This window comes from Pseudomonas sp. LS.1a, assembly GCF_022533585.1.
Lineage (GTDB): Bacteria > Pseudomonadota > Gammaproteobacteria > Pseudomonadales > Pseudomonadaceae > Aquipseudomonas.
The window spans coordinates 2,923,183-2,949,111 of the sequence record NZ_CP092827.1 but is presented as its reverse complement, the minus strand read 5'-3'; the positions used below and the strand labels follow the sequence as shown (position 1 = coordinate 2,949,111).

21 protein-coding genes and 2 pseudogenes are annotated in these 25,929 nt (G+C 64.3%); 10 read left to right on the top strand and 13 right to left on the bottom strand.

The features are described 5' to 3' along the window. Positions 1–71: 71 nt before the first annotated feature. Both MKK04_RS13660 and MKK04_RS13655 read right to left on the bottom strand, forming a co-directional pair. A complete protein-coding gene (locus MKK04_RS13660) occupies positions 72–1,592 on the bottom strand; it encodes an FAD-dependent oxidoreductase (protein WP_241105570.1) in 1,521 nt (506 codons plus the stop codon). Between the two features lie 197 nt (positions 1,593–1,789). Continuing rightward, positions 1,790–3,118 (bottom strand): MFS transporter, encoded by a 1,329-nt coding sequence (locus MKK04_RS13655; RefSeq protein WP_207831915.1) that lies wholly within the window; start codon positions 3,116–3,118, stop codon positions 1,790–1,792. Positions 3,119–3,280: 162 nt separating this feature from the next. Here MKK04_RS13655 and MKK04_RS13650 point away from each other — a divergent pair, with 162 nt between their 5' ends. Both MKK04_RS13650 and MKK04_RS13645 read left to right on the top strand, forming a co-directional pair. Then, entirely contained in the window at positions 3,281–4,378 is a 1,098-nt protein-coding gene (locus tag MKK04_RS13650) for a sugar diacid recognition domain-containing protein (RefSeq protein ID WP_207831917.1), read from the top strand. 141 nt (positions 4,379–4,519) lie between these two features. After that, positions 4,520–5,659 (top strand): glycerate kinase, encoded by a 1,140-nt coding sequence (locus MKK04_RS13645; RefSeq protein ID WP_241105569.1) that lies wholly within the window; start codon positions 4,520–4,522, stop codon positions 5,657–5,659. 126 nt (positions 5,660–5,785) lie between these two features. Here the strand turns inward: MKK04_RS13645 and MKK04_RS13640 are convergent, their stop codons facing one another. The 3 genes and pseudogenes from MKK04_RS13640 to MKK04_RS13630 form a co-directional block, all read right to left on the bottom strand. Continuing rightward, entirely contained in the window at positions 5,786–6,736 is a 951-nt protein-coding gene (locus tag MKK04_RS13640; protein WP_207831922.1) for a site-specific integrase, read from the bottom strand. A 93-nt stretch (positions 6,737–6,829) separates the two neighbouring features. Further along, positions 6,830–7,813 (bottom strand): SCO family protein, encoded by a 984-nt coding sequence (locus MKK04_RS13635; RefSeq protein ID WP_207831924.1) that lies wholly within the window; start codon positions 7,811–7,813, stop codon positions 6,830–6,832. A gap of 337 nt (positions 7,814–8,150) precedes the next feature. After that, positions 8,151–11,535, bottom strand: a pseudogene (locus MKK04_RS13630) (Ig-like domain-containing protein). Between the two features lie 413 nt (positions 11,536–11,948). Here MKK04_RS13630 and MKK04_RS13625 point away from each other — a divergent pair. The 3 genes and pseudogenes from MKK04_RS13625 to codA all read left to right on the top strand — a co-directional run. Then, positions 11,949–12,080 (top strand): annotated as a pseudogene (locus tag MKK04_RS13625) (TenA family protein); the annotation flags it as partial. Between the two features lie 5 nt (positions 12,081–12,085). Continuing rightward, a complete protein-coding gene (tenA, locus tag MKK04_RS13620) occupies positions 12,086–12,748 on the top strand; it encodes a thiaminase II (RefSeq protein ID WP_241106808.1) in 663 nt (220 codons plus the stop codon). Positions 12,749–12,845: 97 nt separating this feature from the next. Beyond that, positions 12,846–14,087, top strand: a complete 1,242-nt coding sequence (gene codA / locus MKK04_RS13615; protein ID WP_241105568.1) for a cytosine deaminase — start codon at positions 12,846–12,848, stop codon at positions 14,085–14,087. Between the two features lie 13 nt (positions 14,088–14,100). On the opposite strand, the gene MKK04_RS13610 is transcribed toward codA, so the two are convergent. The 3 genes from MKK04_RS13610 to MKK04_RS13600 form a co-directional block, all read right to left on the bottom strand. After that, the gene (locus MKK04_RS13610) at positions 14,101–15,048 is read right to left on the bottom strand and encodes an ornithine cyclodeaminase family protein (protein ID WP_241105567.1); all 948 of its coding nucleotides are present in this window, start codon (positions 15,046–15,048) and stop codon (positions 14,101–14,103) included. After that, a complete protein-coding gene (locus tag MKK04_RS13605) occupies positions 15,045–16,046 on the bottom strand; it encodes a threonine/serine dehydratase (protein ID WP_233694584.1) in 1,002 nt (333 codons plus the stop codon). The genes MKK04_RS13610 and MKK04_RS13605 overlap by 4 nt, the downstream gene beginning before the upstream one ends. A gap of 125 nt (positions 16,047–16,171) precedes the next feature. Beyond that, on the bottom strand, positions 16,172–16,777 hold the full coding sequence (locus tag MKK04_RS13600; protein WP_233694583.1) for a helix-turn-helix transcriptional regulator: 606 nt from the start codon (positions 16,775–16,777) through the stop codon (positions 16,172–16,174). A 239-nt stretch (positions 16,778–17,016) separates the two neighbouring features. Between MKK04_RS13600 and MKK04_RS13595 the strand changes: the two genes are divergently transcribed. Next, on the top strand, positions 17,017–18,009 hold the full coding sequence (locus MKK04_RS13595) for a DNA-binding protein (RefSeq protein WP_233687796.1): 993 nt from the start codon (positions 17,017–17,019) through the stop codon (positions 18,007–18,009). 136 nt (positions 18,010–18,145) lie between these two features. Here the strand turns inward: MKK04_RS13595 and MKK04_RS13590 are convergent, their stop codons facing one another. Together MKK04_RS13590 and MKK04_RS13585 are read right to left on the bottom strand one after the other, a co-directional pair. After that, entirely contained in the window at positions 18,146–18,397 is a 252-nt protein-coding gene (locus MKK04_RS13590) for a hypothetical protein (RefSeq protein ID WP_233694581.1), read from the bottom strand. A gap of 8 nt (positions 18,398–18,405) precedes the next feature. Beyond that, complete coding sequence (locus MKK04_RS13585; RefSeq protein WP_241105566.1) at positions 18,406–18,906, bottom strand: DUF4142 domain-containing protein; 501 nt, start codon at positions 18,904–18,906, stop codon at positions 18,406–18,408. A 152-nt stretch (positions 18,907–19,058) separates the two neighbouring features. On the opposite strand from MKK04_RS13585, the gene MKK04_RS13580 reads away from it, so the two are divergent. Next, positions 19,059–20,627, top strand: a complete 1,569-nt coding sequence (locus tag MKK04_RS13580; RefSeq protein ID WP_241105565.1) for a sensor domain-containing diguanylate cyclase — start codon at positions 19,059–19,061, stop codon at positions 20,625–20,627. 223 nt (positions 20,628–20,850) lie between these two features. Here MKK04_RS13580 and MKK04_RS13575 read toward each other — a convergent pair whose 3' ends face one another. Together MKK04_RS13575 and MKK04_RS13570 are read right to left on the bottom strand one after the other, a co-directional pair. Beyond that, positions 20,851–21,360, bottom strand: coding sequence for a GNAT family N-acetyltransferase (locus tag MKK04_RS13575; protein ID WP_241105564.1), 510 nt, complete (start codon positions 21,358–21,360; stop codon positions 20,851–20,853). A 27-nt stretch (positions 21,361–21,387) separates the two neighbouring features. After that, on the bottom strand, positions 21,388–22,101 hold the full coding sequence (locus MKK04_RS13570) for an MgtC/SapB family protein (RefSeq protein WP_207831947.1): 714 nt from the start codon (positions 22,099–22,101) through the stop codon (positions 21,388–21,390). Positions 22,102–22,498: 397 nt separating this feature from the next. On the opposite strand from MKK04_RS13570, the gene MKK04_RS13565 reads away from it, so the two are divergent. Further along, entirely contained in the window at positions 22,499–22,966 is a 468-nt protein-coding gene (locus MKK04_RS13565; protein WP_063914617.1) for a sterol desaturase family protein, read from the top strand. A gap of 25 nt (positions 22,967–22,991) precedes the next feature. Here the strand turns inward: MKK04_RS13565 and MKK04_RS13560 are convergent, their stop codons facing one another. Then, a complete protein-coding gene (locus tag MKK04_RS13560; protein ID WP_233687799.1) occupies positions 22,992–23,885 on the bottom strand; it encodes a bile acid:sodium symporter family protein in 894 nt (297 codons plus the stop codon). A gap of 184 nt (positions 23,886–24,069) precedes the next feature. On the opposite strand from MKK04_RS13560, the gene MKK04_RS13555 reads away from it, so the two are divergent. Together MKK04_RS13555 and MKK04_RS13550 are read left to right on the top strand one after the other, a co-directional pair. Further along, positions 24,070–24,933 (top strand): Dyp-type peroxidase, encoded by an 864-nt coding sequence (locus MKK04_RS13555; protein ID WP_207831953.1) that lies wholly within the window; start codon positions 24,070–24,072, stop codon positions 24,931–24,933. A gap of 87 nt (positions 24,934–25,020) precedes the next feature. After that, positions 25,021–25,929 (top strand): aldo/keto reductase, encoded by a 909-nt coding sequence (locus tag MKK04_RS13550; RefSeq protein ID WP_207831955.1) that lies wholly within the window; start codon positions 25,021–25,023, stop codon positions 25,927–25,929.

The window sequence follows — 25,929 nt, the reverse complement described above, 5'->3', positions numbered from 1 at the left end:
GCGCGTGGGTCCTTTGACAGTTGGCTGATCTACCTGTTTTACACACAACCGGGGCGCAATGAAAGGCGGCCTCAACCGATCAGCGCCAAGGCCTCTTGCAGGCTCAACGGGCGCTTCAGGCGTTGTGACAGTGTCGCCATGGCATCGGAATAGCCCTTGGCGATGACCGCCTCGACCCGCTCATCCACGCATTGCAAAGCGATGAAGTCGCCTTTTTCCGGCTCGCCGACGAATTCGATACGGTTCCAGTCCCGCGCGTGACCCAGTACTTCGTAGGTGCGGCCGTGCTGGTAGGTCCAGAAGAACGGCACGTCGGCATAGCGGCGTTGCTCGCCGAGCATGTTGGCGGCGGCGATCACCCCGTGTTGCTGGGCCAGGCGCCAGTGTTCGATACGCACCGGGCGCCCGCTGAGCGGAAAGGTGGCGATATCCCCCGCAGCCCATAGGCCATCTGCCGCGCGCATTTCGGCATCGACTTGCACCGACTTGTCTTCGGTCAGCAGCACGCCCTGGATGAAAGTGGTCGCCGGTTCTACCCCGGTGCCCAACAGCACCAATGGTGTCTGTAGCCGCTCACCGTTGGCCAGCAGCACGGCTTCGATCTTGCCCTGGCCCTCGATCCGTTCGACCTCGGTGGGGCCGTGGAAGGTGACCCCCTTGCGTTCGTGCAGCTCGCGGATGCTACGGCCGATGCGCTCACCCAACTGCCGGGCCAGGGGGACTTCGTGGCGAGTGACCAGGTGCACCTGCAGGCCGTACTTGCGCAAGGCAGAGGCGGCTTCCAGGCCGATGAACCCGTCGCCGACGATCACGACCGGCTGGCCGGGCTCGGCAGCGTCCAGCAGGTGCGCGGCATCCTCCCGTGAACGCAGGGTAAATACCCCGGGCAGATCGACTCCCGGGATATCGGGCCGCAGTGCCTTGCCGCCGGTGGCCAGCAGGCAGGCGTCATAGTCGATCTGCTGGCCGTCGGCCAGGGTGACCTGGCGCTTCTGAGCGTTCAGGGTGCGCACCTTGCCATGCTTGCGCTGCAGTTGGCCCTTGCGCAGGGCGTCGGCGTCGAGCAGGGCTGGCACTTCATCGGGCGGCATCTGCCCGGCGATCACGAACTTGCTGAGGGAAGTACGATCGTAGGCCGGCTGACGCTCCTGATCGACCCAGACCAGGTGGCCGGCGAAGCCATGGTCCAGCAGGGTGGCGACTGCGGCACTGCCGGCGGCACCGGCGCCGACCACCACGAAACAGCGGGCATCGCTGTGGCGGGGCGGCTCGGTTCTGGGCAGGGGTTGGTCGTCGACCCAGACCTCGTCGCCTTTTACCCAGGTGCTGTAGCGGCGCAGGTCGGCCAGCGCCGGCGGCTCGCAGACCGCGCCCTCGTCCACGGCGAACGCGGCCTTGTGCCAGGGGCAGACCAGCAGACCGCCACAGACCACGCCCTCATTGAGTGGTGCGCCTTCGTGGGGGCAGTTGCCCTGGTAGGCGTGCACCTGGTCGCCCTGGCGGATGAGGATGATCTCCTCGCTGCCGGCCTGGACGCGCAGGGGGCGGTGTTCGTCGAGCTGGGCCAGGCGGGCCACGGCGTACTGGGTCATGGAGGTTCTCCAAAGGGGGCTTTGGAACCATTTGACGCCTGGGCTGGGGAGGGGATGCGTTGAGCTGACGACCGGTGGAGGGTGTGGATTGTGTGTGGCCTGGTCGGGCCTCTTCGCGGGTGAACCCGCTCCCACATGGATCCCACAATCTTCCAGTTGGTGGTGATCCTGTGGGAGCGGGTTTACCCGCGAATGCCTCAACTGGCCCGTGCAGTACTCAGCGCACCGGCCCGGGTTACCCGCAAGGCCACCAGGCTACCCAGCACGATCAACGCCGCCAGCGAATACAGCGCGGCATCGGTCGAGCCTGTCTGGTCCTTGATGAAGCCGACCAGATACGGGCTGAGGAAGCCGGCCATCTGGCCCACCGAGTTGATGATCGCAAGGCCGGCGACAGCTGCGCCGGCGCTGAGCAGCGCGGTGGGCATCGGCCAGAACATCGGCAGGCCGGTGAGGGCGCCCATGGTGGCAATCGACAGGCCGAGGATGGCGATGGCCGGGTTGCTGGCGAAATTCACCGCGATCAGCAGACCGATGGCGCCCATCAGCATCGGTACCACAAGGTGCCAGCGGCGCTCGTTGCGCAGGTCGGCCGAGCGCCCGCAGAGGATCATGAACACACCGGCCAGCAGGTACGGGATGGCGCTGAGCCAGCCGATCAGCAGCGGGTTGTCGAAGCCCATGTTCTTGATGATCGACGGCAGCCAGAAGTTGATTGCGTACACACCGCTCTGGATGCAGAAGTAGACAAAGCCGAAGGTCCAGATCAACGGGTTGGTCAACACGGCGAGCACGCTGTCGCCGGTGGTGCTCGGCTTGCTGGCGGCATCGGCGTCGAGGTCGGCGGCAATCAGCTGGCGTTCGGCCGGGCTTAGCCAGGCGGCTTTCTGGTAGCCGTCACTGAGCAGGAACACTGCCAGTACCCCCAAGGCAACGGTCGGCAGGCCCTGGATCAGGAACATCCATTGCCAGCCGGCCAGGCCGTGCTGGCCGGCGGCGAAGTGCTGCAGGATCCAGCCGGAGAACGGCCCGCCGAGCAGGCCCGACACCGGGATCGCCGACATGAACAGGGCCATGATGCGGCCGCGGCGGGCCGCCGGGAACCAGCGCGAAAGGTACAGCACCACGCCGGGGAAAAAGCCGGCTTCGGCGGCGCCGGTCAGCAGGCGCAGGGCGTAGAATTCGGTGGGTGTGGTGACGAACAGCAGACAGGTGGAGAGGCTGCCCCAGGCGATCATCATCAACGCGATCCAGCGCCGCGGGCCGAAGCGGTTGAGCGCCAGGTTGCTCGGCAGGCCGCAGAGCACGTAGCCGATGAAGAAGATGCCGGCGCCAAGGCCGTACACCGTTTCGCTGAACTTCAGGGCGTCGAGCATCTGCAGCTTGGCAAAGCCGACGTTGACGCGGTCCAGGTAGTTGAACAGGTAGCAGATGAAAATGAACGGAATCAGCCGCAAGGTAATGCGCCGGTACAGCGCGTTGCGGGTGGTATCCGTGCCTTGGTCAGGGGCGGGGCTGTATGCCATGATCGGGTTCTCTGTTGTTATGGTTGTCGCCGCGTCGCCTGTTCCGGCGCTCGCCCTGACGAGTCTCGGGGACTGCGGCGTGCCTGTCTTTGTGCTTTTGCACAGCACTTGCACCGGGCTGCTGTGCCCGAGCCCAAAACCTGACACCCAAAGGACCGTTCAATGTTCGAACTCGACCATGACCTGGCACAGGATATCGTGGACCGGGCGATGGCCATTCTGCCCTGCAACGTCAATGTCATGGACAGCCAAGGTTTGATCCTCGGCAGTGGCGAACCGGAGCGCATCAATACCCGTCACGAGGGCGCGCAGCTGGTACTGGCCAACGGCCGGATCGTCGAGCTGGACACCGACGCGGCCAAATGCCTGAAGGGCGTGCAACCCGGGGTGAACCTGCCGCTGATGCTCGATGGCCGATTGATGGGCGTACTTGGCCTGACCGGTGACCCGCAGCAAGTGCGCACCTATGGCGAGCTGGTGCGCATGACCGCCGAAATGCTGCTGGCCCAGCGCCATTTGCAGGCCGACCAGCAATGGCGACGGCAGCGCTGTGACGATTTGCTGGCCCTGCTGCTGGGCGGCAGCGGCGATTCTCCCCGGTTGCTCGACGAGGCTCGGCAACTGGGCCTGAAACCCCAGTTGCCACGGGTACCGTGCCTGTTCGAGCTGGCCTCGGGGCCACCCGCCGAAACGCTGTCGGCGTGGTTGATGAGCCGCTACCCGGACAGTTGGTGTGTCAGCCCGGCCCGCCAGTCGTTGTTGTGGTGTCGCCCGGCCAGCGTGGTGCTGGACGAACCGCGCCTGCTGGAACGCCTGCAACGCCATGGCTGGGAAGTGGAACGGCTGGCCCTGGGCGGTGCCGCGCAAAGCCTGGAACAACTGCGCCGGGGTTATCGCCGGGTGCGCGACCTGTTGGCCTATGGGCGCGAGGTACTGCCCGGCGAGCGCCTGCTCAGCTTGCAGCGCTACCGGTTGCCAGCCTTGCTGTGGCGGCATCGCAACGATGATGCGCTGGATGAATTGCTGGAGCCTTTGCAGCGAATTCGCAGCAAGGACAGCAGTGGGCAGTTGCTCACCACCCTGCGCGCCTGGTGTGCCCACGATGGCCAGAGCCAGGCCTGTGCCGATGCCCTGGGCATCCACCGCAACAGCCTGCGCTACCGCCTGGAACGGATTGCCGAACTGGGCGAGGTGGACCCGCTGCGCATGGAAGGCATGCTTAGCTTGTACCTGGGGTTGCAGCTGCTGCCTGCCGACTGAAGGGTTGCCTGCACCGGCGATAGGGCCAATACAGGCGAAAGGCATCTGCCCAAACAACCCGCCCGGCGTTTTGTGCATTTGACCGAGGCCACCTTGGCAGGCACCTGTCAGCATGCCGCTCATCTGGACAGGAGAAACCCCATGAAGATCGTCATTGCCCCCGACTCGTTCAAGGACAGCCTCGACGCTGCCGGTGTCGCCCGCGCCATTGCGACGGGCCTGGGCGAGGCCTGGCCGGAGGCCGAGCTGGTCGAGTGCCCGATGGCCGACGGTGGCGAAGGCACCATGGATGCGATTCTTGCCGCCAGCCACGGCGAACTGCGTCGTCAGACCGTGCGCGGGCCACTGGGGCAAAGCGTCGAGGCCGGTTGGGGCTGGCTACCGCAAAGCCGCACGGCAATCATCGAAATGGCCCAGGCCAGTGGCCTGCAGCTGGTGCCGACTGGCCTGCGCGATGCCTGTCGCAGCAGCACCTGGGGCACCGGCGAGCTGATCGCCGCCGCCCTGGCCGCCGGCGCGCAACGGGTAGTGCTGGCCATCGGCGGCAGTGCCACCAACGACGCGGGCAGCGGCATGTTGCGGGCGCTGGGCTTGCGCCTGCTGGACGCCGACGGGCAAGCACTGGAAGAGGGCGGCCTGGCCTTGGCCAAACTGGCCCGCATCGATGCCAGCGACCTCGACCCGCGCCTGGCCGAGGTGCAATTCGAAGTTGCGGCAGACGTCGACAACCCGCTGTGTGGCGCCAATGGCGCCTCGGCGATCTTCGGCCCGCAGAAGGGCGCCAACCCGCAGCAGGTGCAGGCGCTGGACCAGGCCCTGGGTCATTTTGCCGACCATTGTGCGCAGTTGCTGGGGGAGGATGTGCGCGACTACCCTGGCTGCGGCGCTGCCGGCGGCATGGGGTTCGCGGCCCGGGCATTCATGGGCGCGCAGTTCCGTCCCGGGGTGGAAGTGGTAGCCGAACTGGCCGGCCTGGATGCCTTGGTGCAAGGCGCGGACCTGGTGGTGACCGGCGAAGGGCGCTTCGACGCCCAGACCTTGCGTGGCAAGACGCCAATGGGTGTGGCCAGGGTTGCCAAGCGCCATGGGGTGCCGGTGGTGGTGCTGGCCGGGACCTTGGGTGAGGGCTACCAGCAGCTGTATGCCCATGGGGTCGATGCCGCCTTTGCCCTGGCCAGCGGGCCGATGAGCCTGGAGCAGGCATGTGCCAATGCCGCCGGGCTGCTGCGGGCGCGAGCTTGTGATATCGGGCGCATGTGGCGTTGCGCGAAGCAGATTTGAGCAGGTTGACCGGTGAGCGCTGTGGGAGCGGGTTCACCGCGAGCACCTGCGAAGCCGGTGCCATGCACCCATTGGATGCTGCACGGTGTAAATTCCCAAAGGGTATTGCCTGCTGGGGCGGTGTACCTAAGGAATAAGCTTTTGCGCCTGGCTGGCCGGTAGCACGGCCAGTTCGCCAAAGCGCTGCGCCGCGTCGATGTAACGTAACGCCGACTTGGCGTCTTTCCACCCCACGTAGCTCATCAGCGACTTCAACTCCCAGCCGTTGGCCGTGGCCCAGGTGGCAAAGCCACGGCGCAGCGAGTGGCCGGTATACAGCGCCGCTGGTACCCCGGCGCGTTCCAGCATGCGCCGCAACAGGCCGACCAGGCTGTTGCTGTTGAGCGCGGCGTCGCTGAGGTTGCCCCAGCGGTCGAGTTTGCGGAACACCGGCCCATGGGCGATGCCGGCGACTTCCAGCCATTGCAGGTAGGCCGTGACCGGGCACAAGGCCTTGAGGGCCGGGGTGCGGTGTTGTACGCCCAGGGCTTCGCGGTCGCCCTTGCTGCGCGGCAGGAACAGGGTAATGCCGACACCGGCCTCGGCCTGGATGTGCTCGACGCGCAGGCGTGCCAGTTCATCACCCCGAAAACCGCGCCAGAAGCCCAGCAACAACAGGGCAGCGTCGCGGCGCGCCCGGCGCAAGGCGGCCAGGTCATGGTGTTCCCGGGCCTGGCGGGCTTCTTCTTCAAAACATTCCACTGCGCTTTGCAGGTGCTGCAGCAACAGCGGCGCGGCTTGCCTGGGCGGTGCCGGGTGCAGGGTGCGGATGCCGCGTAGTACCTGGCGCACCAGCGGTGCCTTGGTCGGGTCGGGGAAACCTTGGGCCACGTGCCATTGGCTGAGCGCGGCCAGGCGCTGGCGCAGGGTGCTGACTGCATGCTGGTCTGCGTGATCGGCCAGGTAGCGGGCAATGCTCTCGGCCGTGGCAGGGAGAAAGCCGCCCCAGTGGGTTTCGAAATGCTCGATGGCGGCCTGGTAGCTGCGCCGGGTGTTGTCACGGGTGGCGGCGCGGAGGTAGCGCTCGATGTCGGTCATGGTGCGGGTGTCGGTGGGCGATGGGCACACGATAAACCGAAATGGGTTGCCTGTCCCGGCTGTGGTTTCAGCATGACTGATAGCGCGTTGCCTTTAAGGGTTTCCCTTTTCTGCCAGGGGCGTCTGCAGGCGCGCGGTTTCTTCCTCTATGTAGCTCATCAGCGCGCTGACTTCGGCATCGCCCAGGCGCATGTTGGGCATGGCCAGGCGGTTGTATTGTTCGTACAGAAGCATGGCCAGGGGGTCTTTTTGTGCCAGCATCTGGTCGGGTTCCTTAAGCCAGCGGGTCAGCCAGTTGGCGTCACGCTGGCGGGTAACGCCCAGCAGGTCAGGACCGATGCCGGGTTGCCCTGGCTCGGCGTTGCCAAGGGTGTGGCAGGACGAACAGCGGGTACGGAAAAGCTGCTCGCCGCTGCTGGGTGGGCGTACCTTGGGCGCCTGGGCGTAGTCATTGGCCATGGCACTGGCCTGTTTCCAGTTGTGCAGGCTGTTGCCCAGGCGGTCGGCGAGGATGTAAGGACTTTCGAAGGGCGAGGCCTTCATCCAGCGGCCGGTGGCCTGGTTGCCGATGATCAGGCTCAGGTTGTGGTCCTTGGAGCGGCCGTTTTCCAGGCCTTCGATGTACAGGCCGAGGCTGCGGCGCAATTGCTCGATATCGGCCGGCTCGCCGGTGAGCAGCGTCCAGCCAGGGCCGATGCCGAACTTTTCGGCGTAGCGCTTGAGGGTGGCGGGGGTGTCGTTGTAGGGGTCGATGCTGATGGAATAGAGGAAGATGTCCTTGCCGACCCGATCACCGAGGATTTTCTGCACCTGGCGCAGGCGGGCGGTTTCCACTGGGCAGGAGTCGGAGCAGCCGGTAAAGATGAAGTTGATGGCGACCACCTTGTCCTTGATCAGGTCGTCGAAAAAATGCACTTTTTCCCCGTCCTGGGTGAGCAGGGGGATGTTGGGAAAGTAGTCGGCGCCCCAAGGGGTTGCTGCTTCCTCGGCCACGGGTTGTTGCGGTTGCAGCGGCCAGAACGGGATGCTGGCGGCGAACAGCGAGAGCACCAGCAGGAAACGCCATGAGCCGGACATGATGCGGTCCTCGTAACGGTATTGAGGCTGCCACGCAGCCCATCACCGGCAAGCCAGCCCCCACAGAACTGCACATCACTCATTGAGTTGGCAGGGGCCCTGTGGGAGCGGCTTTAGCCGCGAACACCGGCGAAGCCGGTGCCATGCACCGCGTTGGATTCTTCGCGGCTAAAGCCGCTCCCACAGGGTATGCGGACTGCTTGCAAGTGCAGTTATCTACGCCCCAAAGGGCTGGGCCAGCTCCCACAGGTACTGCACAAGGCTCGGAGCCGATGCGGTCGAGGTGGGAGCAACTGGCTTGCCGGCGATGGGCCGCCAAGCGGCCCCCGCTTTACCCTCACTTGTATCTGACTGGCGCGGTCACGCTCTGCCCCAGCGCCGATTTCACGGTCACCGTCGCCGGCGTGGCCGGGCCATAGCCGCTGGTGGTTGCCACCAACCGCCAGCTGGCACCGCTGCCCGTGGCGGTCATTGTGGCGGTGCCCAGGTTCACCGGGCCGCCGGTGGTAGCCACGGTCACAGTGATGCTGTTGCCCGTGGCCACCGAGGTAGTGCCTGCGACCTCCCAGGTGAAACGGTTGCTGCTGAGCACCTGCACCGTGGCAGTGGTGACCTGGATCTGGTCGATCGCCGCTGCGCCTACCGCGATGCTGACCGTGGCCGGTGTTACCGATTCGGCGCCCTTGGCGTCACGCGCCGAGTAGTTGAAGCTGGCGGTGAACGGCGTGGCAACCGTGGCCGGCGGGGTGTAGGTCACCGTGGTGCCATCGGTGCTGGTGGTGCCCTGGCCGGAGTCCGGTTGGCTGAGACCGACGACCTTCAGCGGCAGGTTGCCTTCCGGGTCGGTGTCGTTGGCCAGTACATTCAGGGTGATCGGCTTGCCGGCCGTGGTTGCGGCGCTGTCGTTGGCCGCGACCGGCGGCTTGTTGACCGGGTCTTCGCCTTGGTCTTTGGTGCGGAACGTCGGCAGGCCAACCGAAGCCACGTACTCCACGCCATCCCAGCCCGGCAGCGGGGTCGGCATCACCTGGAACTGGCCCGGGTGTTCCAGGTCCCAGCGCAGCAGCATCGAGGTGTCCTCATGCTGGGTGTTGTGGCAGTGCTCCATGTAGGTGCCGGCAAATTCGCGGAAGCGGATGGCCATTTCCACTTCCTCCGACGAATCGACATCCGGCCCGATGCGGTACACGTCCTTGCGCGCCCACTTTTCCCATTCTGGCGGTGCCTTGCCGTCGCGGCTGAGGATCACACCTTCCTCGAAGTGCACATGCACCGGGTGGCTCCAGCCATTGCCGCCGTTGACGATTTTCCACACTTCCAGGGTGCCGTCGCCGCTGAAACCGCCGTCGGTGGACTGCTGGGCCAGCTGTGGCGCCGCACCGATACGCCGTGGGTCCATGCTGTAGCCAAAGCCGCCATCGGTCTTGATGGTCCAGGGCTGGGTGTCGGTACCGTCGGAGCGACCGAAGATGAACTCGCGGTGGCGAGCCGCCTTGAGCTTGGCCTGGTCGGTGGCAGAGTTGCGGTCAATCGGCAGTGGTAGCATCTTCAGGCCTTCGGCCTTGCCCGGTTTGGCCGGCTCATAGTCTGCGGGGTTCATGCTCAGGTCCTGGCCACTGTAGGGCTGTACCACAAGCTGCAGGAACTTGCCGATCCCTGGGTCGCCGTTTTCCCAGCGCGGGCCGCTGGTGGTCTGCTTGATCACTGGCTTGTACTTTTCCGAGAGCACGTCGGCCAGCGCGATGGCGCCTTCCGGCCCCTTGCCGCTCAGGTGCTCTTCCAGGTTGACGAAGTACAGCTTGTCGCCGACCTTGATGCCGTTCTTGGCGAAGTTGATGATGATGTCGTAACGCTCGGCGATACCTTGCAGTGGCAGGATGCCGTTGTTGTCCTGCAGGTTGCCGTCACCGTTGAGGTCCAGGGTGCCGTCGAACGGCACGGTGTGCTCCATGATGTTGCCGTCGTTGGCGATCATGTGGAACGGCACCCGCGCATACGATACGTTGGAGCCGGTCGGGCCTTTGAATTCGCCACTGGTGCCGGCAATTTCCCGCACCACGGCGAACTTGAAGTAGCGCGACACCGAGCCGTTGAGGATACGGAAGCGGTAGCTGCGTGCCCGTACCTTGAGCACGGGCCGGTACTGCCAGTTGACCAGGATCTGGTCGCCGAGGAAACCATCGGTGTTGAACGGGTTGAACCACAGCTGGCCGCTGGCATCCCAGGCCTTGTCGGCGATCACCAGGTTGACGTCATAGTCGCGGTTACCCCACGGCATGCCCGAACCACTGGGGAAGCGCAGGTTCACGCCATCCTGCAGCGCCTCGTTGCCACGGTCCAGGGCGCTGTAGTAGTTCATCATGGTGGCGTTGCCTTTGTAGACGTTCTGCGCCGTGAAATCCAGCATGTGGTCGTGGAACCAGTGGGTGCTCATGGTTTCGCGCCAGTCACCACGAATCTTGATGCTGCCGTTCTGGCAGGTTTTCAGGCCTGGCGAGGCGTCATTGACGAACAGGGTTTCACCCGGCGAGCAGGGGAACGCTGCACGCGGGTCCTGGGCCCGGGTGTTGATGGTGTCGTAACCGGCCAGTTGCAGCGGCCAGCGGTAGTCGTAGTACTGCCCTGGGAAGAAATAGGCGTTGGCAAAGCCGTCACTCTCGGCCGGTGAGTGGCCGTTGTGCTCGTGGGTCGAAAGGGTGTGCAGGCCAAAGCCGGCGTTGGCCGAAGGGTCGATCGGCAAGGCGTTGTAGTGGCGCATCAGGATCGGTTGGCCATAGCGCACCATCAGCAACTTGGGCGGGAAGGTGCCGTCGAAGGTCCATAGCGACTTGTGGTTTTGCAGTGGCATTTTCGGGTGGAAGCGGGTGTCGATACCCTTGGTGGTGCCCAGCGTGGTCGGGATGTCGGAGGTCTGGTAGTACAGGCCGCCCGGGGCGAACTCGCCAACCGCGTAGTTGTGCAGTTGCCTGCGGTCACGCAGGCCAAGGTTGATGCGCGCACCGGCCTGGGCGGTCTTGAACCCCGCCTGCGGGGTGAACTCGTTCCAGCGCTGGTGCGACCAGCCTTTTCCTGGTGGCCGGCCTTCCGCCGGCGAACCGACCGGCTGGCGGTTGAGGAACATCTCGATCTGCGCCTTCCACGGGTTGCGGTCGAGCACGTTGGAATACTGGGTCGGGAACGGGTACAGGCCCGGCTGTTTGAGGAAGGCTTCCAGGGCCGTGCCGCTGGGGCCGCTGCGAGCTACCACGTTAGGGTCCTGCGCCGGTGCTGCGCCCAAGGTGGGCACGGGGAAGGTCAGGGGGCGGCGGCAGCGTGGGGTCGAGCTTTTCCGTGCCGAATTCCTCGAACAGCAGCAACTGCTGGGTAAACGGCAGTGCCCCGAACAGCGGGCTGGGCTTGCCGTTGGTGGGGTATTTGTTACCGGTTTGCAGGGCCGGCGGCAGCACGTTGTTGGCGCGTACCGTGTCGCGGTCGCCGTACACGCCATTGGTCAGCTCCAGCGCACCTTGGTTGGTCGGCGGCATGTTGTAGAGGTCTAGCAAGGCCTGGGTCGGGTCGGCCGGCTGGTTGGTGTAGGCTGACGGGTCGGTCGGCGGTGGCATGCTGTTGTCGTCGAGGGGAGCAGCGGTAGCCGTGACCAGCCCGAGGCCGAGCATCAGCGTAATGACGGTGGACAGCTGGAATGCGTGCCTGGCTGGGTGGATCACGGCAGATGTTTTCATAGCCTTGTGCCTCGCTCGCGGCCTTATGGCTTTACGCTATCGATGGCGTTTTGCCCGTTTATGGGGCTAGAGCAACGGTTGTGCCAACCCAAATTGGGGGAATACCTTTCCAAACAAATCCTTGTAGTGCCTGATGTGCGTAAAATGCCGTAGCGTCAAAAATGGGTGAAGGTCCCCACTAGTGGGTCACCCATTGCCCACTGATTGGGTAGTGACAGCACCGGCGCCCTGGGGTATACCTGAGCGCCACCAAGGGGCGCCCGGCAATGGGCTGATGAACCGCTGGACGCTGCAGCGCGGTGCCCCCACGAACCTGATCCGGATCAGGCCGGCGAAGGGATGTGCCTTGTAACCTGTCTTTTGCCGGCCTTGCTGTGAGGCTCGTCCATGCCAAGGCAGTGAACCGGCCGACATACCAGGACTTCGTTGCCTTCCTGCAAGCCGAACTCGACCGCGTCGGCCCACAGGAAGCCGTGCTGGCCGGTGACTTCTGCCAGCGCACCGTGGCGCTGGAGCGGGCTTTCTTCAACGCCGTCTACCCGGAGGACAACTGGGCATGGATATCTTCGATCGCCTCAAGGCCGCTGCCACGCCGCAGTGGAACAGTTATGTCGACCACGACTTCGTGCGCCAGATGGGCGAGGGTACGCTGAGCGATGCCGCCTTCCGCACCTACCTGGTACAGGATTACCTGTTTCTCATCCAGTTCGCCCGCGCCTGGGCGCTGGCTGCCTACAAGAGCCGTCGCCCGGCCGACATCCGCGCTGCGCAGGCCGGGCTGGCGGCGATTCTGGACGAAACCGAGCTGCACTTGCGCCTATGTGCACGCTGGGGCCTGACCCAGGCCGATATCGAGGCGGCGCCAGAACACCAGGCCACGGTTGCCTATACCCGCTACGTGCTGGACTGCGGCGCTGCGGGTGACCTGCTGGAGCTGCATGTGGCGTTGGCACCCTGCGTGATCGGCTATGCCGAGATCGGCCGAACGCTGTCCGAGCGCATTGGCGATTTGAGCAGTCACCCGTACCGTGAATGGATCGCAGAGTATGCCGGCGAGGGCTACCAGGGTGTCGCCACCGCGGCGCGCAAGCATCTGGACGAGCTGGCAGCACGGAGCATGACCGAGCAACGGTTTGCCGAACTGGTGGGGATTTTCGGCCAGGCGTCCAGCCTGGAGGCGGACTTCTGGCAGATGGGCTTGGACGGAGCCTGATTTGCTGCCTGCACCGGCGATAGGGCCAGTAGCAAATACCACAGGGCTTGCGCCACTATGCTGGTAGGGCCATCAGCCAAGCCCAGGGAGAAGCCTCATGAACATCATCAACGCACGCCTGCGCGGCAAGCCTGGCCTGTTCCGCATCGAACTGAGCGACGAACGCATAGCCGCCATCAAGCCCCAGGCCGACGGGGTGGCGCCGCGCGCTGCCGATGACCTGGATGCCGGCCAGAACCTGGTGGTGGCACCCTTTATCGAACCGCACATTCATCTGGACGCCACGCTGACTGCTGGCGAGCCGCAGTGGAACATGAGCGGCACCCTGTTCGAAGGCATCGAGCGCTGGGCCGAGCGCAAGGCAATCACCACCCACGACGACATCAAGCGCCGCGCGAAAAAGACCATCGGCATGTTGGTGGACCATGGCATCCAGCATGTGCGCACCCATGTCGATGTCACCGACCCCACCCTGACCGCGCTCAAGGCCATGGTTGAAGTGCGTGACGAAGTGCGCGACCTGCTTGATCTGCAGATCGTCGCCTTCCCCCAGGAGGGTATCGAGTCGTACCCCAACGGCCGGGCGCTGATGAGCGAAGCGGTGGCCATTGGCGCCGATGTGGTCGGTGGTATCCCGCATTTCGAAAACACCCGCGACCAGGGCGTGTCGTCGGTGAAGTTCCTGATGGACCTGGCCGAGCGCACCGGCTGCCTGGTGGATGTGCATTGCGACGAGACCGACGACCCGCAGTCACGCTTCCTCGAAGTGCTGGCCGAAGAGGCCCGGGTGCGCGACATGGGGGCTCGGGTCACAGCCAGCCATACCGTGGCCATGGGCTCGTACGACAATGCCTACTGCTACAAGCTGTTTCGCTTGCTCAAGCAGTCGGGTATCAACTTCGTCTCCTGCCCGACCGAGAGCATTCACCTGCAAGGGCGTTTCGACAACTTTCCGAAACGCCGCGGTGTCACCCGCGTGGCCGAACTCGACCGCGCCGGGATGAACGTATGCTTTGGCCAGGATTCCATCGTCGACCCTTGGTACCCGCTGGGCAACGGCAACATCCTGCGTATTCTCGAGGCCGGCCTGCACATCTGCCATATGCTTGGTTACGAAGACCTGCAGCGCTGCCTGGACCTGATCACCGACAACAGCGCCCGCACCCTGAACCTGGGCGAGCGCTACGGCATCGAGGTGGGGCGGCCGGCGAACCTGTTGCTGCTGTCGGCGCCGGACGATTACGAGATGGTGCGCAGCCAGGGGCATGCGCTGGTGTCGGTACGCAACGGTAAGGTGCTGATGCAGCGGACGCCGGCGCAGGTCCAGCGCTTTGTCTGACGCCGGCGTGGTCTCAGGCGGCCATCGCAGCCAGGGCGCAGCTTGAGATCTGCGCATCCTGCACGGCTACACCGGTCAGGTCCGCCAGGGTGATCTGGCGATCATGCTCACGCCCTTTGGCGCGGCCAGCCAGCAGCGTACCCAGTTCGATCAACTGGCTGGCGTCGATCCGGCCGCTGTTCAAGGCGTGGGCAACCTCGCCGTACTGGCTGCACTGGGCCATCGAGTCGACGATGATGCGATCTGCCCTGGCCACCAGCGCCGGGTCCAGCTCCTGCTTGCCTGGCGCATCGGCCCCGACAGCGGTGATGTGCGTGCCGGGCCGGACCCACTCGCTGCGCAACAACGGCTGGCGGGACGGGGTCGTGCAGACGATCAGGTTTGCCGCCGCGGCGACCTCTGCAGGGTCACGCGTGGTCCGCACCTCGTAACCCAGCTCGCGGGCAAAAGCGCTATAGGCGACCAGCCCGCTGTCGTGGCGACCCCAGACAACGACCCGGCGGCAGTCGGTCACCGCACCCAGCTGCTCAAGCTGCATCCGCGCCTGCATGCCGGTACCCAGGATGCCAATGGCGGTGACCTGTGCCGGCGCCAGCAAGCGCGCAGCGATACGCCCGGCCAGGGCTGTGCGCATACCGGTCAGCCAGCCCTCGTCCTGCAGCAGGGCCAGCGGCTGCCCGGTGTGTGCAGACAGCACCAGCATCAAGCCATCATTGCTCGGCAAGCCCTTGGACGGGTTGTCATAGAAGCCGGTCGAGAGTTTGACCGTGAAGGTGGCGCTGCCCTCTATATAGGCCGATTTGACGCAGCAGTCACCGTTGGCCCCGGGGAAGGCAAAGCCCTGGACTGTCGGGACCTGCGCCTTGCCCTCGGAGTAGGCGATGAAACCTTGCTCCAGGCAGCGTACCGCAGCTTCCCGGTCCAGGCTGGCGATGATCTGCGCTTTGCTGAAGACCTTCATTGGACGGCCTCGAGGAACTTGTCCAGCAGGATGTTGCGGCCACACAGGATGACCGCGACGCGTTTGCCACGGTAGCGCTCGGCAAGCTTTTGCATGCCGGCGACAGCAACGCCGGCGGCACCTTCGATGATCCAGCGTTCACTGCTGGCGATATCGCGCATGGCCGCCCTGATCTCGGCCTCGCTGACCAGCACGGTATCGGTCAGCAGCGCCTGGCACAGCGGGAAGGTGATGCTACCGGGCTCGACACCGCCGGCCGTGCCATCGGACAGCGTGTCAGTAGCGTCCACGTCGATGATTTCGCCGGCCTTGAGCGACTGCTGCAGAGCCGGATCATTTTCTGGCCAGCAACCGATGATGTCGGTGCCAGGTTTGAGTACCCGCAGGGCGGCAGCGATGCCGGCAATCATTCCGCCACCGCCCACGGCAACGAACACGGCGTCAAGCTCTGGCGCCTGCTCGAACAGCTCGATGCCGATGGTGCCTTGGCCCGCGATGACTTGCGGGTCGTTGTAGGGCGACACGAACGGCTTGCCCTGGGCCTTGGCCTGCCTGGCCGCCTCCAGTTCCGTACTCAGCGGGTCGGTGGGCAGGCAGACCACTTCGGCGCCCAGTGCACGCATGGCTTCCACCTTGTACGCAGAGGCGGAAGTGGTGGTGTAAACGGTGACGGGTACGCCAGCCCGCTTACCCGCCAGCGCCAGCGCTTGCCCGTGGTTACCGGAAGAGGCGGCAATCACCCCCTGCTGGTGTTGATCGACCGGCAACAGACGGATCTTGTTGCTGGCCCCACGAAACTTGAACGAGCCGGTGTGCTGCAGGTGTTCACACTTGAGCAGCACGTTGCAGCCGCTGATTGCCGACAACCGGGCGCTGTAGGTCAACGGGGTGATGCTGACGGCCGGGCGCAGCGCCCCATGGGCTTCCTTGATCGCTTCGTATAGCGCATCGAGGTAATCGGCATCGACAACGGTGGGGGAACCTGTGGCGGCTGGCATGGCTGCACTCCTGTCTATTCATGGAATATATGTCCACCGTAGACTAATGGTCTATTCATGGCAATAGGGCGAGCGAAACCGTCGGCGCCCCCATCTGGTCGCCAGCGCTGTGAAGTAAAGGGGGCTTAGGCCCGGAACTCCTTCAGGTATTTGTACACCGTGGCCCGACCCATGTTGAGCACGCTGGCGATGTAGTCGGCGCCACTGCGCCCTTCGAACGCACCCTCGGCATGCAATGCCTGCACAAGGCTGCGCTTGTCTTTTATCTGCAGCGTTTGCAGTGACAGGTTGCGTTCCTGCAGCCAGGCATGCAGGAAGGTATTGATGCGTTCCTGCCAGTCATTGCGGAACAGTGAATCCGGCTGCGGCACCAGCCGGCTCATCTGGAAAAACGCATCCAGCGCCGCGCGGGCCTGCTCCAGTACCGACACATTCAGATTGATGCACAGCAGGTACTCGGCTTCACCGTCCTGGTTGCGCAGCACGGTGCTGATGGAGCGGATTTTCTGGCCATTCCAGTTGAGCTTCTCGTAGGGCCCCAGGTTGGCACCGTTGAGCAGGTTCCCCAGTTCGTGATCGATCGCCGAGTCATCGCCCAGTTTGCGCTGGGAGAAATTGTTGGCGATGTGCACGACGGTCTGGCTGCGCAGGTCATGAACGATGGCTTCTGCGTGCGGGTACAGCAGCAGTGCGATGCTGTCGGCGATTGCCTTGTAGTTTTCCAGGGTCATTTTCTGTCGGTGATCGGGTGCTGGACACCCATGGTGGCGGCAAAGCGCAACTGACACAAGGCAGCTACGGGCAGGGCCGGTACGGTTGCCCGGTTCGAAAACAGCCCGATTTTCCATCTCACATGCGATAAGCCGTGATTATTCCATCTTAGGAAATGTTTGCAGGGTTGGTTGCTTGTCTTCATAATTGGTATGTAATTACATGGTACATAATACGGTACAAAATCGTAGGAGCAAGCATGGCCCGGGGCGGTATAAACAAGGTTGTAGTGCAGCAGGCGCGTCAGGCGCTGATTGCCCGGGGCGAAAACCCCAGCATCGATGCCATACGTATCGAGCTGGGCAACACCGGCTCCAAGACCACCATTCACCGCTATCTGAAAGAGTTGACCGGCCAGCAGCCCGTGGCCGCCGAGGGCGGCATTGCGCTGAGCGACGTGCTGAGCCGAATGGTCGGGCAACTGGCAACCCAGTTGCAGGACGAGGCCGACCTGAAGATCGAGCAGGCCGAAAGCACCTTCACTCAACAGCGCGAGCAGCTGGAAGCGCAGCTGGCGATCGCCCAGCAGGCACTGGCTGCGGCGCATCAGCAGCATCAGATCGATGTGGCCGCACTGGCCGCCGAATCGGAAAAACTGCTTTCCACCCAAAGCACCCTGCAAGCCGAACAGTTGCGCAGTGCCAGCCTCAACCAGTCGCTGGGCGAGCTGCAGGTGCGCCTGGCCGACAAGGACGAGCAGGTAAAATCACTGGAAGACAAGCATCGCCATGCCCGCGATGCACTGGAGCACTACCGCAACGCCAGCCGCGAACAGCGTGAGCAGGAACAGCGCCGGCATGAAGCACAGTTGCAACAGTTGCAAGTGGAAGTACGCCAACTGCAGCAGGGCATGATCGTCAAGCAGGACGAGCTGACCCGCCTGCACCGCGACAACGAGCGTTTGCTGGGTGAGCATCGTCAGGCCGCCAGCGCCTGCAGGGCGCAGGATGAATTGCTGGAACAGCGTGATGCGCAGATCCAGGGCTTGCGCACGATCCTGGCCCAGGCGCAGGGTGCCAGCGAGGAAATGCGTCGGCAGCTGGATATGCAGGCACAGAGCCTGGAAGCGAGGCGCGACGTGTGCGCGGAACAGGCTCGCCAGTTACGGCAGCTTGAGGAGCAGCTCAAGGCACGAGACGAGGAGCTGCGTGAATGTCGGTCGCAGTTGTCTGCCGCTAACGCGGCGCAGTAAGTCACAGACCAGCGCTGCCTTTGCAGTGTCGCGATCGGGCCGCCGGGCAGCCCCGGCGGTTTTTTGCGTCAATGTCGACATCGTAGGGCTGTTCCACAGCCCGATCGCGATACAAGGCCGCTGTTACCGAGCGCGCTCAGTTTTCGGCTTGTCTGGCTGCCTCCACACCTGCCGCCGATAGCTTGATGGGGTAGTTCACGCTGATTTGGTGGTCGCTGCTTACCGCCACGCTGCCATCCTGGATCAAGCCGGCTTCCTGCAGTGTCTTGAGCATGCCGGCCACCGCCTTTTCCCCACGGTAGTTGTCCAGCACTTCCTTGCCCAGCCCCTGAGGGTGGGCGTGCAAGAGGCGAGTCAGCACTTCGGTTTTCAATGCATCGTTACTCATGGAGGGCCTCACTTGCCATGCTTGGCCTGAAGCGCCTTGGCATGCTCCAGATGCTGTTCGAGCTTGGGCAGGGTTTCGCTCGCAAAGGCCTTGAGCTCAGCCTTGTCTGACGAGGCCGCCTCCTTCTTGAACAGCTCCACCGCCTTTTCGTGCGCATCGACCTGGTTGTTGATGTAGGACTTGTCGAACGACTCTTCTCGCCATTCCAGGATCACTTTCTTGACCTTGTCGGTCATTGCCGCCTCGTCGGGCACGGAAATGTCCAGCTTGCGGGCGATGTCCCCCAGTTTCTGGTTGGCCTGGGTGTGGTCAGTGACCATTTGCTGGGCGAATGCCTTGATCGCTGTATTCTGGCTTTTTTCCAGGGCCAGGTTGCCAGTGACCACCTCGGCAATGCCGGCCTCGGTGGCCGCCTCAACGAAGTCATCGGAACTAGCCGCCAGTGCGTGTACCGATGCCAGGCCCAACACCATGGAAAAACCGACGCGCTTGATGAAGAGACTGCTCATGCTTCACTCCTTAAACCTTGACGCGACCTCAGTGTCGCGTACGGTTGAGGGGGCACGGGCGGCAAAGGTTTAATCTTTTTCCTGGGCGGCAGCGCCCAGGTGGCGCTCAACTATAGTGAAAGACGGCAAACGCGGTATACCTAGGGATTTCAATGTGTGCAGCCAGGAAGCAGGATGAAGACGGCCTCTTTGCGATAACCGGCGAGGGCCGTGCCGTGGCGCTGTTCCGCCTGGTACTGGCGTTCATGCTGGTGGTGATGCTGGCCTTTGTCCTGGTGGAAGGCTGGCGTATCTGGCGCGACTACCGGCACGCCTTCACCAATGCCGAAAACATGGTTACCAACCTGGCCCGAGCCACGGCGCAGCATGCCGAAGACGCCATCCGCCAGGTCGACGTCATCACCGCGGCGCTGGCCGAACGCCTGGAAGGCGACGGCTTCGAGCACATCGACCGGCCGCGCCTGCATACCTTGCTGGTCCAGCAGAAGCGCATCATGCCGCAGTTGCACGGACTGTTCGTGTATGGCCCCGATGGCAGCTGGATCGTTACCGACCAGGCGGTAGTCCCGCCCAATGCCAACAATGCCGACCGCGACTACTTCATTTACCACCGCGACCATCCCGACCGTGGAGTACACATCGGCTCCGTGGTGCGCAGCCGCTCGACTGGCGACCTGATCATCCCCATTTCACGGCGCCTGGAATATGCCGATGGCAGCTTCGCCGGGGTGTTGCTGGGCACCATCAAGGTGGAGTGGTTCGTGCGTTACTACGGCGACTTCAAGATCGACGAACGTGGCGCGCTGGTACTGGCCAAGCGCGACGGCACCATCCTGGTCAGGCGGCCGTTCGTCGAGCAGGTAGTGGGCCGTAGCCTGAGCAACAGCGAGATCTTCCGCAACCACTTGCCGTATGCAACGGAAGGGGTGGCCGAGGCGGTCGCCGTGGTCGACGGCACGCCAAGGCTGTATGGCTTTCGCGCGCTGTCCAGCTACCCGTTGGTGGTGGAGGCGGGCTTGTCGCGGGAGTCGATCGTCGCGCCCTGGCGGCAAGACGCAATCAAGTCGGTGTCGGTACTGCTGCTGTTACTGGTGGGGCTGGCGGCCTTTGGTGGTGTGGTGCTGCGCCAGTTGCGCGAGCGTATTGTCATCGAGCGGGCCCTGCACCAGGCACACCAGACCCTGAAGGCCCTGGCACTGACCGACAGCCTGACCGGGCTGGGTAACCGCCGGCGGCTGGATGCGGTGTTCGAGCCGGAGCTGCGCCGGGCAAGGCGCCAGGGCTATCCACTGGCGCTGGTGATGCTCGACCTGGATTACTTCAAGGCCTACAACGACCGTTACGGGCACCCAGCGGGCGACCAGTGCCTGCGGCGCTTTGCCGAGTTGCTGCAACAGGCGCTGAAGCGGCCGGCCGACCTGGCTGTGCGCTATGGGGGCGAGGAGTTCACACTGCTGCTGCCCGATACCGATGCACGCGGGGCGGAGCTGCTGGTGCAGGAAGTGCAACAGCTGTTGCGTCGGCATCTGCTGGAGCATGCAGGCAGCCCACTGGGACGGGTATCGTTCAGTGCGGGGATTGCCGTGGGTGACCTGGCACGGGAGGGGGTGACGCCCGAGAACCTGATGGTGGCGGCGGATGCGGCGCTGTACCAGGCCAAGCGCCAGGGGCGGGATGGGTATTGTGTGGCGGGGCGTGTGGTAGTGGGAGGGGAAGAATGATTCCTTCAATTGCCTGCACCGGCAAGCCGGCTCTCATGGAACTGCACATAACTCATTGAATTAGCAGGGGCCCTGTGGGAGCGGCTTTAGCCGCGAACACCGGCGCAGCCGGTGCCATGCACCGCGTTGGATTCTTCGCGGCTAAAGCCGCTCCCACAGGGTTTGCGCATGGCTTGAGCTCAACGCTATCGAGGTGGGCGCTGGCTTGCCGGCGCCCAAGCGCTCAAGGCCCTACATAAAGGCGCATTGCACAGCGCCCCGTGAGCCCATGGGCAAGCTCCTTGGCCAGAATGCCCCGCAGCCGCGCATCCAGCAGCCCCTCATCAACCACCTCGAACCCGAGCCGCGCATAGAACGGCGCATTCCACGGCACCTCGGCAAAGGTGGTCAAGGTCAGCTCCCGCCCCCCCATCTGTCGTGCCGTATCGACCACCTGCAGCAGCAGCCTGCGCCCGACACCTTGCCCCTGGGCCTCCCGGCGCACCGAAATTTCATGAAGATGCAGCGCGTGATCCTCAAGCCGGGCACAGGCAAACCCCAGAATGCGCCCCTCCAGATCCTCAGCCACCCAGCTACCGCCTGCGTCGACGAATGCCCGGTGTGTCTCACGGCTCATCACATCACCCTGCGCCAGCCATGCCAGCGCCGGCCAGGCGGCAAAGGCCTGGGCCGCCGAACGTTCGACGTCCGGGAGCCATTGAATGTCGCGCTCAAGGGTAGGGCGGATGCGCATGAGCCAGTCCTTTTCTAGTTGTCCATCCTAATCTGCCGCCAGCACTTGTGGCTGCAATTGCCAGCGCACCGAGCTTACACCTTTCTCCAGGCTGACCCGGCTGACCAACCGCTCCAGTTGCGCTGGTGCCTGCGCGGTGCCCAGCAGTTCGGCGCGCACTTCCAGGCGTGCAGGGTTGGCCAAATCTTCGCTGTGCAGTGATTGCAGGCGCAGTTGCGGGTCGCCCAGGCTGTGCAACATCAGGCTGCGAACCTGGATCTCGTCCTCGGCGCGGCAGACGATGCGCACTTCGAAGTGCTGCTCCGCCTCGCTGGCCGGCACCACTTCCTGGCGGTCCAGGCGCTGGGCAATGTCGCGCAGCAGGATATTGGCGCACAGCACCACCAGGCTACCCAGCGTCGCCTCCAGCAGCAGCCCGAGGCTGCACAGCACGCCCACCGCAGCCGTGCACCACAGCGTGGCGGCGGTGTTCAGGCCACGTACGTTGAACCCGTCGCGCATGATCACACCGCCACCAAGAAAGCCGATGCCCGACACCACATACGCGGCGATGCGCGACGCATCGGTGGGTGCCATGCCCGGCACTGCCTGGGTCATCAGCACGAACAGGCAGGCACCGGTGCTGACCAGTGCATTGGTGCGCAGCCCGGTCAGGCGCTGGCGCAGTTGACGTTCGGCGCCAATCAGCGCCCCCAGCAGCAGGGCGATGCTGACACGCAGCAGAAATACTTTCCAATCCATAGCAAACCTCTTCCACGGGCACACGCCCGCATGAACGCCATCAACTGGCGCGGTTGAAAAACCAGAAAATGCGCAGGACCACGAAGGGGAAGGAAGAAGAGGGGGTTACAAGAAACCACCGTCTTGCCAGGCCGGCCAGACAGTGCAGGACACTGCCGGACTAGCGCGCCAAGTGGGCCTGTCGCATGCGACTGGGGCTACTGTCCAATGCAGGTCTCCTGTTCAGGGATGCAAAATTGCGTCGCGGACCTTACGCCCCGTGGCAGGCCAGGTCAAGGGTGAAAACATGACAACGGGCTTCATCCGCACCGGACTTGCTACCGGTCACGCCTGCATGGAAAAAAACACGGGCAATCGGTACCCTTGCGCCTTCACTTGCCATCACCCGGACCCTTCCATGCTGTTCAATCTCGCCGTGCTGTTCGGCACCCTTGTGGCCATGGAGGGCGTTGGCACGCTGGCTCACAAGTACATCATGCATGGCTGGGGCTGGTGGCTGCACCGCTCGCACCATGAGCCGCAACTGGGCATGCTCGAAACCAATGACCTGTACCTGGTGGCCCTGGGGCTGATCGCCACGGTGCTGGTAGCCCTGGGCAAAGGTGGTCATGCGCCCTTGCAGTGGGTGGGCGGCGGGGTGGCGGGGTACGGCGTGCTGTATGTCGTGGCCCACGACGGGTTCTTTCACCGGCACTGGCCGCGCAAGCCACGGCCGGTCAACCGCTACCTCAAGCGTTTGCATCGCGCGCACCGGTTGCATCATGCGGTGAAGGGGCGCACGGGGAGTGTGTCGTTCGGGTTCTTCTATGCACCGCCGTTGAAGGTACTGAAGCAGCAGTTGCGGCGTAAGCGCAGCCAGTTGTGACAGGGGCTCCCACAGGGAACTCGCCTCAGTTCACTGTTTCACCCTTGGCTTGCACCGCCACATGCCCGCGGCTCACCCACCAGCCAAACCCCGCCGCCGTGAAGAACATGATCAGGCTGTACAGCGCCGCCGGCACCGCCATGGTGGCGTTGTTCAGCAGTGAAGGGCTCAACGCCAGGGCAATCGCCAAGGTCCCGTTGTGAATGCCGATCTCCATGCCGATGGCAATCGCCTGGCGCTTGGGGATGCTCAGCAGGCGCGGCACCCAGTAGCCCACGCCCAGGCTCAGCAGGTTGAACAGCAGCGCGGCCAGGCCCACCACCGGCGCGTACGCAACCACGGTCTGCCAGTCCTTGGCCAGGGCCAGGACGATGGTGAACGCCAGGAACAACGCGGCCACCAGCTTCATCGGCTTCTCCATGCGTGCGGCGAAAGCGGGGGCGAAGCGGCGAATCAGCATGCCCAGCGCCACCGGCAGCAGGACGATGGCGAACACCTGCATCACCTTGGCAAACTGCAGCGGGATGGCCTGGTCCGATGCCATGAACCAGCTCAGCGACAGGTTCACCAGCAGCGGCATGGTCAGGATCGCGATCAACGAGTTGACCGCCGTCAGGGTGATATTCAATGCCACATCGCCATGGGCCAGGTGGCTGAACAGGTTGGCCGTGGTGCCGCCAGGCGAGGCGGCCAGCAGCATCAGCCCCACCGCCAGGGCCGACTCCAGGCCAAACCCGTTGGCAATCAGGAAGCACACCAGCGGCAGTAGCAGGATCTGGCAAACCAGGCCTACCACTACCGGCTTGGGGTACTTCACCACGCGGGCGAAGTCGGCCAAGGTCAGCGATAACCCGAGGCCGAGCATGATGATACCCAGGGCCAGCGGCAGAAACGCGGTGAGCAAAGGTGAGGCAGTCATGGGCGGTCTCTCGGGCGAAGGATCCCGAAGAGTGTAGGCCGGCCCTGATTGATAGCTAATTGCAAAGCGCCAGCGCTTGGTAACCGGTTGTTACCAAGCGCTGCGGCCAGTGAGGCTGCATGCCGCGTTGCAGTAGGCTTGCGGGCGCAGTAGCATTCCTGTTTTAGCCGAGGATTAGCCTGTCATGCCTTTCCAGCAAGGTCTGCTTGCCACCCCGGTGCCGGCTCACGCCCGTCACCTGTTCTTCACCCTGCAGTCGCCCGAGGCCCTGCCTGCCGCCCTGGATGCCCTGCTGTCGCAGGTTGATGGCGAACAGCTGATCCTGGGTGTCGGCGCCCCGCTGGCCAGGGCCCTGGGCCGTGAAGTACCTGGCTTGCGCGCCTTCCCGCAGCTGGATGCCGCCGTGGAGAACCCCAGCACCCAACACGCCCTGTGGCTGTGGCTGCGCGGTAACGAGCGCGGCGACCTGCTGCTGCGTGCCCAGGCCCTGGAGCTGGCGTTGGCACCAGCCCTGCGCCTGGCCGACAGCGTCGACGGCTTCCTGCACCGTGGCGGCCATGACCTGACCGGTTATGAAGACGGCACCGAAAACCCGGTGGACGAAGAGGCCGTGCAGGCGGCCATTGCCGCCGACGGCTCCAGCTTTGCCGCGTTCCAGCTGTGGAAGCACGACCTGGAGTACTTCAAGTCGCTGCCCCAGGCCGACCAGGACAACATCATCGGCCGCCGCCTGAGCGACAACGAAGAGCTCGACGACGCCCCCGAGTCGGCCCATGTCAAGCGCACGGCCCAGGAAAGCTTCGAGCCAGAAGCGTTCATCGTCCGTCGTTCGGTGGCCTGGGCTGACCAACGTGGCGCTGGCCTGGCCTTCGTGGCCCTGGGCCACAGCTTCGAGGCATTCGAAGTGCAGCTGCGGCGCATGAGCGGCCTGGAGGACGGCATCATCGACGGCCTGTACCGCTTCAGCCGGCCACTGACCGGTGGTTACTACTGGTGCCCACCCATGAGCGAGGCGGGTGTCGACCTGAGCCTGCTGATGCAGGCCTGATCGCTACACATCCAGATACAGAAACACCGGCTGCAGCGGGGTACAGCGGCTAGCCTTGAAAGTTTCCGCGCCATGACGGAGCTTTCCATGTACGCACGTCGCGATGTCCTACGCGCGGGTGCAACCCTGGGCTTGCTGGCCGCCAGCCCGTGGTTGCACGCCGCCGCCCCGGCAGGTTTGCTGACCCGCAAGGTGCCGTCCACCGGTGAAGCGCTGCCGGTGATCGGTGCCGGTACCTCCGGCAGTTTCGAAGTGGAAGCCGGCTCGGCCCAGTACCAGCAGCTGAAAGTCGTACTGAAGGCGTTCTTCGAAGGCGGTGCCCGGGTCATCGACACCTCGCCCAACTACGGCGGCGCCGACAGCATTCTCGGCCAGCTACTGGAAGAGGGCGGTTGGCACCGGCAGTGCTTCATCGCCACCAAGATCGCCGCCGACAGCCGGGCAGACGCCGAAGCGCAATGGGCCGGTAGCCTCAAGAGCCTGCGCACCGACAAGGTCGACTTGCTGCAAATCCACAACCTGCGCGACTGGCAGACCCAGCTGCCCTATGCCCGCGAATTGAAGCAGCAGGGCAAAGTCCGCTATGTCGGCATCACCCATTACCTGAACAGTGGCCAGGACGAGGTCGCCCGCATCGTGCGCAGCGAACCGCTGGATTTCATCCAGATCAATTACTCGGTCAATGCCCCCGGCGCCGCCCGCGAACTGCTGCCCCTGTGCCAGGACAAGGGCGTTGGCGTGCTGATCAACCGGGCTTTCGACGACGGCCGCCTGTTTGCCCGGGTCAAGGACCAGGCCTTGCCCGGCTGGGCCGCAGAGGCGGGTATCGGCAGCTGGGCACAGTTGTTTCTCAAATTCGCCATCAGCCACCCGGCGGTGACCACGGTCATCCCTGCGACCAGCCGGCCCGAGCGCCAACTTGACCAGCTCAAGGCCGGACACGGGCCGTTGCTGACCCAGCCTCAGCAACAGGCGCTGATCGAGCTGTTTGCCTGA

Bases quoted from the DNA above. Each gene is read 5' to 3' on its own strand.
- MKK04_RS13660 (WP_241105570.1), bottom strand. From the start codon at position 1,592: ATGACCCAGTACGCCGTGGCCCGCCTGGCCCAGCTCGACGAACACCGC.
- MKK04_RS13655 (WP_207831915.1), bottom strand. From the start codon at position 3,118: ATGGCATACAGCCCCGCCCCTGACCAAGGCACGGATACCACCCGCAAC.
- MKK04_RS13650 (WP_207831917.1), top strand. From the start codon at position 3,281: ATGTTCGAACTCGACCATGACCTGGCACAGGATATCGTGGACCGGGCG.
- MKK04_RS13645 (WP_241105569.1), top strand. From the start codon at position 4,520: ATGAAGATCGTCATTGCCCCCGACTCGTTCAAGGACAGCCTCGACGCT.
- MKK04_RS13640 (WP_207831922.1), bottom strand. From the start codon at position 6,736: ATGACCGACATCGAGCGCTACCTCCGCGCCGCCACCCGTGACAACACC.
- MKK04_RS13635 (WP_207831924.1), bottom strand. From the start codon at position 7,813: ATGTCCGGCTCATGGCGTTTCCTGCTGGTGCTCTCGCTGTTCGCCGCC.
- codA (WP_241105568.1), top strand. From the start codon at position 12,846: ATGAACATCATCAACGCACGCCTGCGCGGCAAGCCTGGCCTGTTCCGC.
- MKK04_RS13610 (WP_241105567.1), bottom strand. From the start codon at position 15,048: ATGAAGGTCTTCAGCAAAGCGCAGATCATCGCCAGCCTGGACCGGGAA.
- MKK04_RS13605 (WP_233694584.1), bottom strand. From the start codon at position 16,046: ATGCCAGCCGCCACAGGTTCCCCCACCGTTGTCGATGCCGATTACCTC.
- MKK04_RS13600 (WP_233694583.1), bottom strand. From the start codon at position 16,777: ATGACCCTGGAAAACTACAAGGCAATCGCCGACAGCATCGCACTGCTG.
- MKK04_RS13595 (WP_233687796.1), top strand. From the start codon at position 17,017: ATGGCCCGGGGCGGTATAAACAAGGTTGTAGTGCAGCAGGCGCGTCAG.
- MKK04_RS13590 (WP_233694581.1), bottom strand. From the start codon at position 18,397: ATGAGTAACGATGCATTGAAAACCGAAGTGCTGACTCGCCTCTTGCAC.
- MKK04_RS13585 (WP_241105566.1), bottom strand. From the start codon at position 18,906: ATGAGCAGTCTCTTCATCAAGCGCGTCGGTTTTTCCATGGTGTTGGGC.
- MKK04_RS13580 (WP_241105565.1), top strand. From the start codon at position 19,059: ATGTGTGCAGCCAGGAAGCAGGATGAAGACGGCCTCTTTGCGATAACC.
- MKK04_RS13575 (WP_241105564.1), bottom strand. From the start codon at position 21,360: ATGCGCATCCGCCCTACCCTTGAGCGCGACATTCAATGGCTCCCGGAC.
- MKK04_RS13570 (WP_207831947.1), bottom strand. From the start codon at position 22,101: ATGGATTGGAAAGTATTTCTGCTGCGTGTCAGCATCGCCCTGCTGCTG.
- MKK04_RS13565 (WP_063914617.1), top strand. From the start codon at position 22,499: ATGCTGTTCAATCTCGCCGTGCTGTTCGGCACCCTTGTGGCCATGGAG.
- MKK04_RS13560 (WP_233687799.1), bottom strand. From the start codon at position 23,885: ATGACTGCCTCACCTTTGCTCACCGCGTTTCTGCCGCTGGCCCTGGGT.
- MKK04_RS13555 (WP_207831953.1), top strand. From the start codon at position 24,070: ATGCCTTTCCAGCAAGGTCTGCTTGCCACCCCGGTGCCGGCTCACGCC.
- MKK04_RS13550 (WP_207831955.1), top strand. From the start codon at position 25,021: ATGTACGCACGTCGCGATGTCCTACGCGCGGGTGCAACCCTGGGCTTG.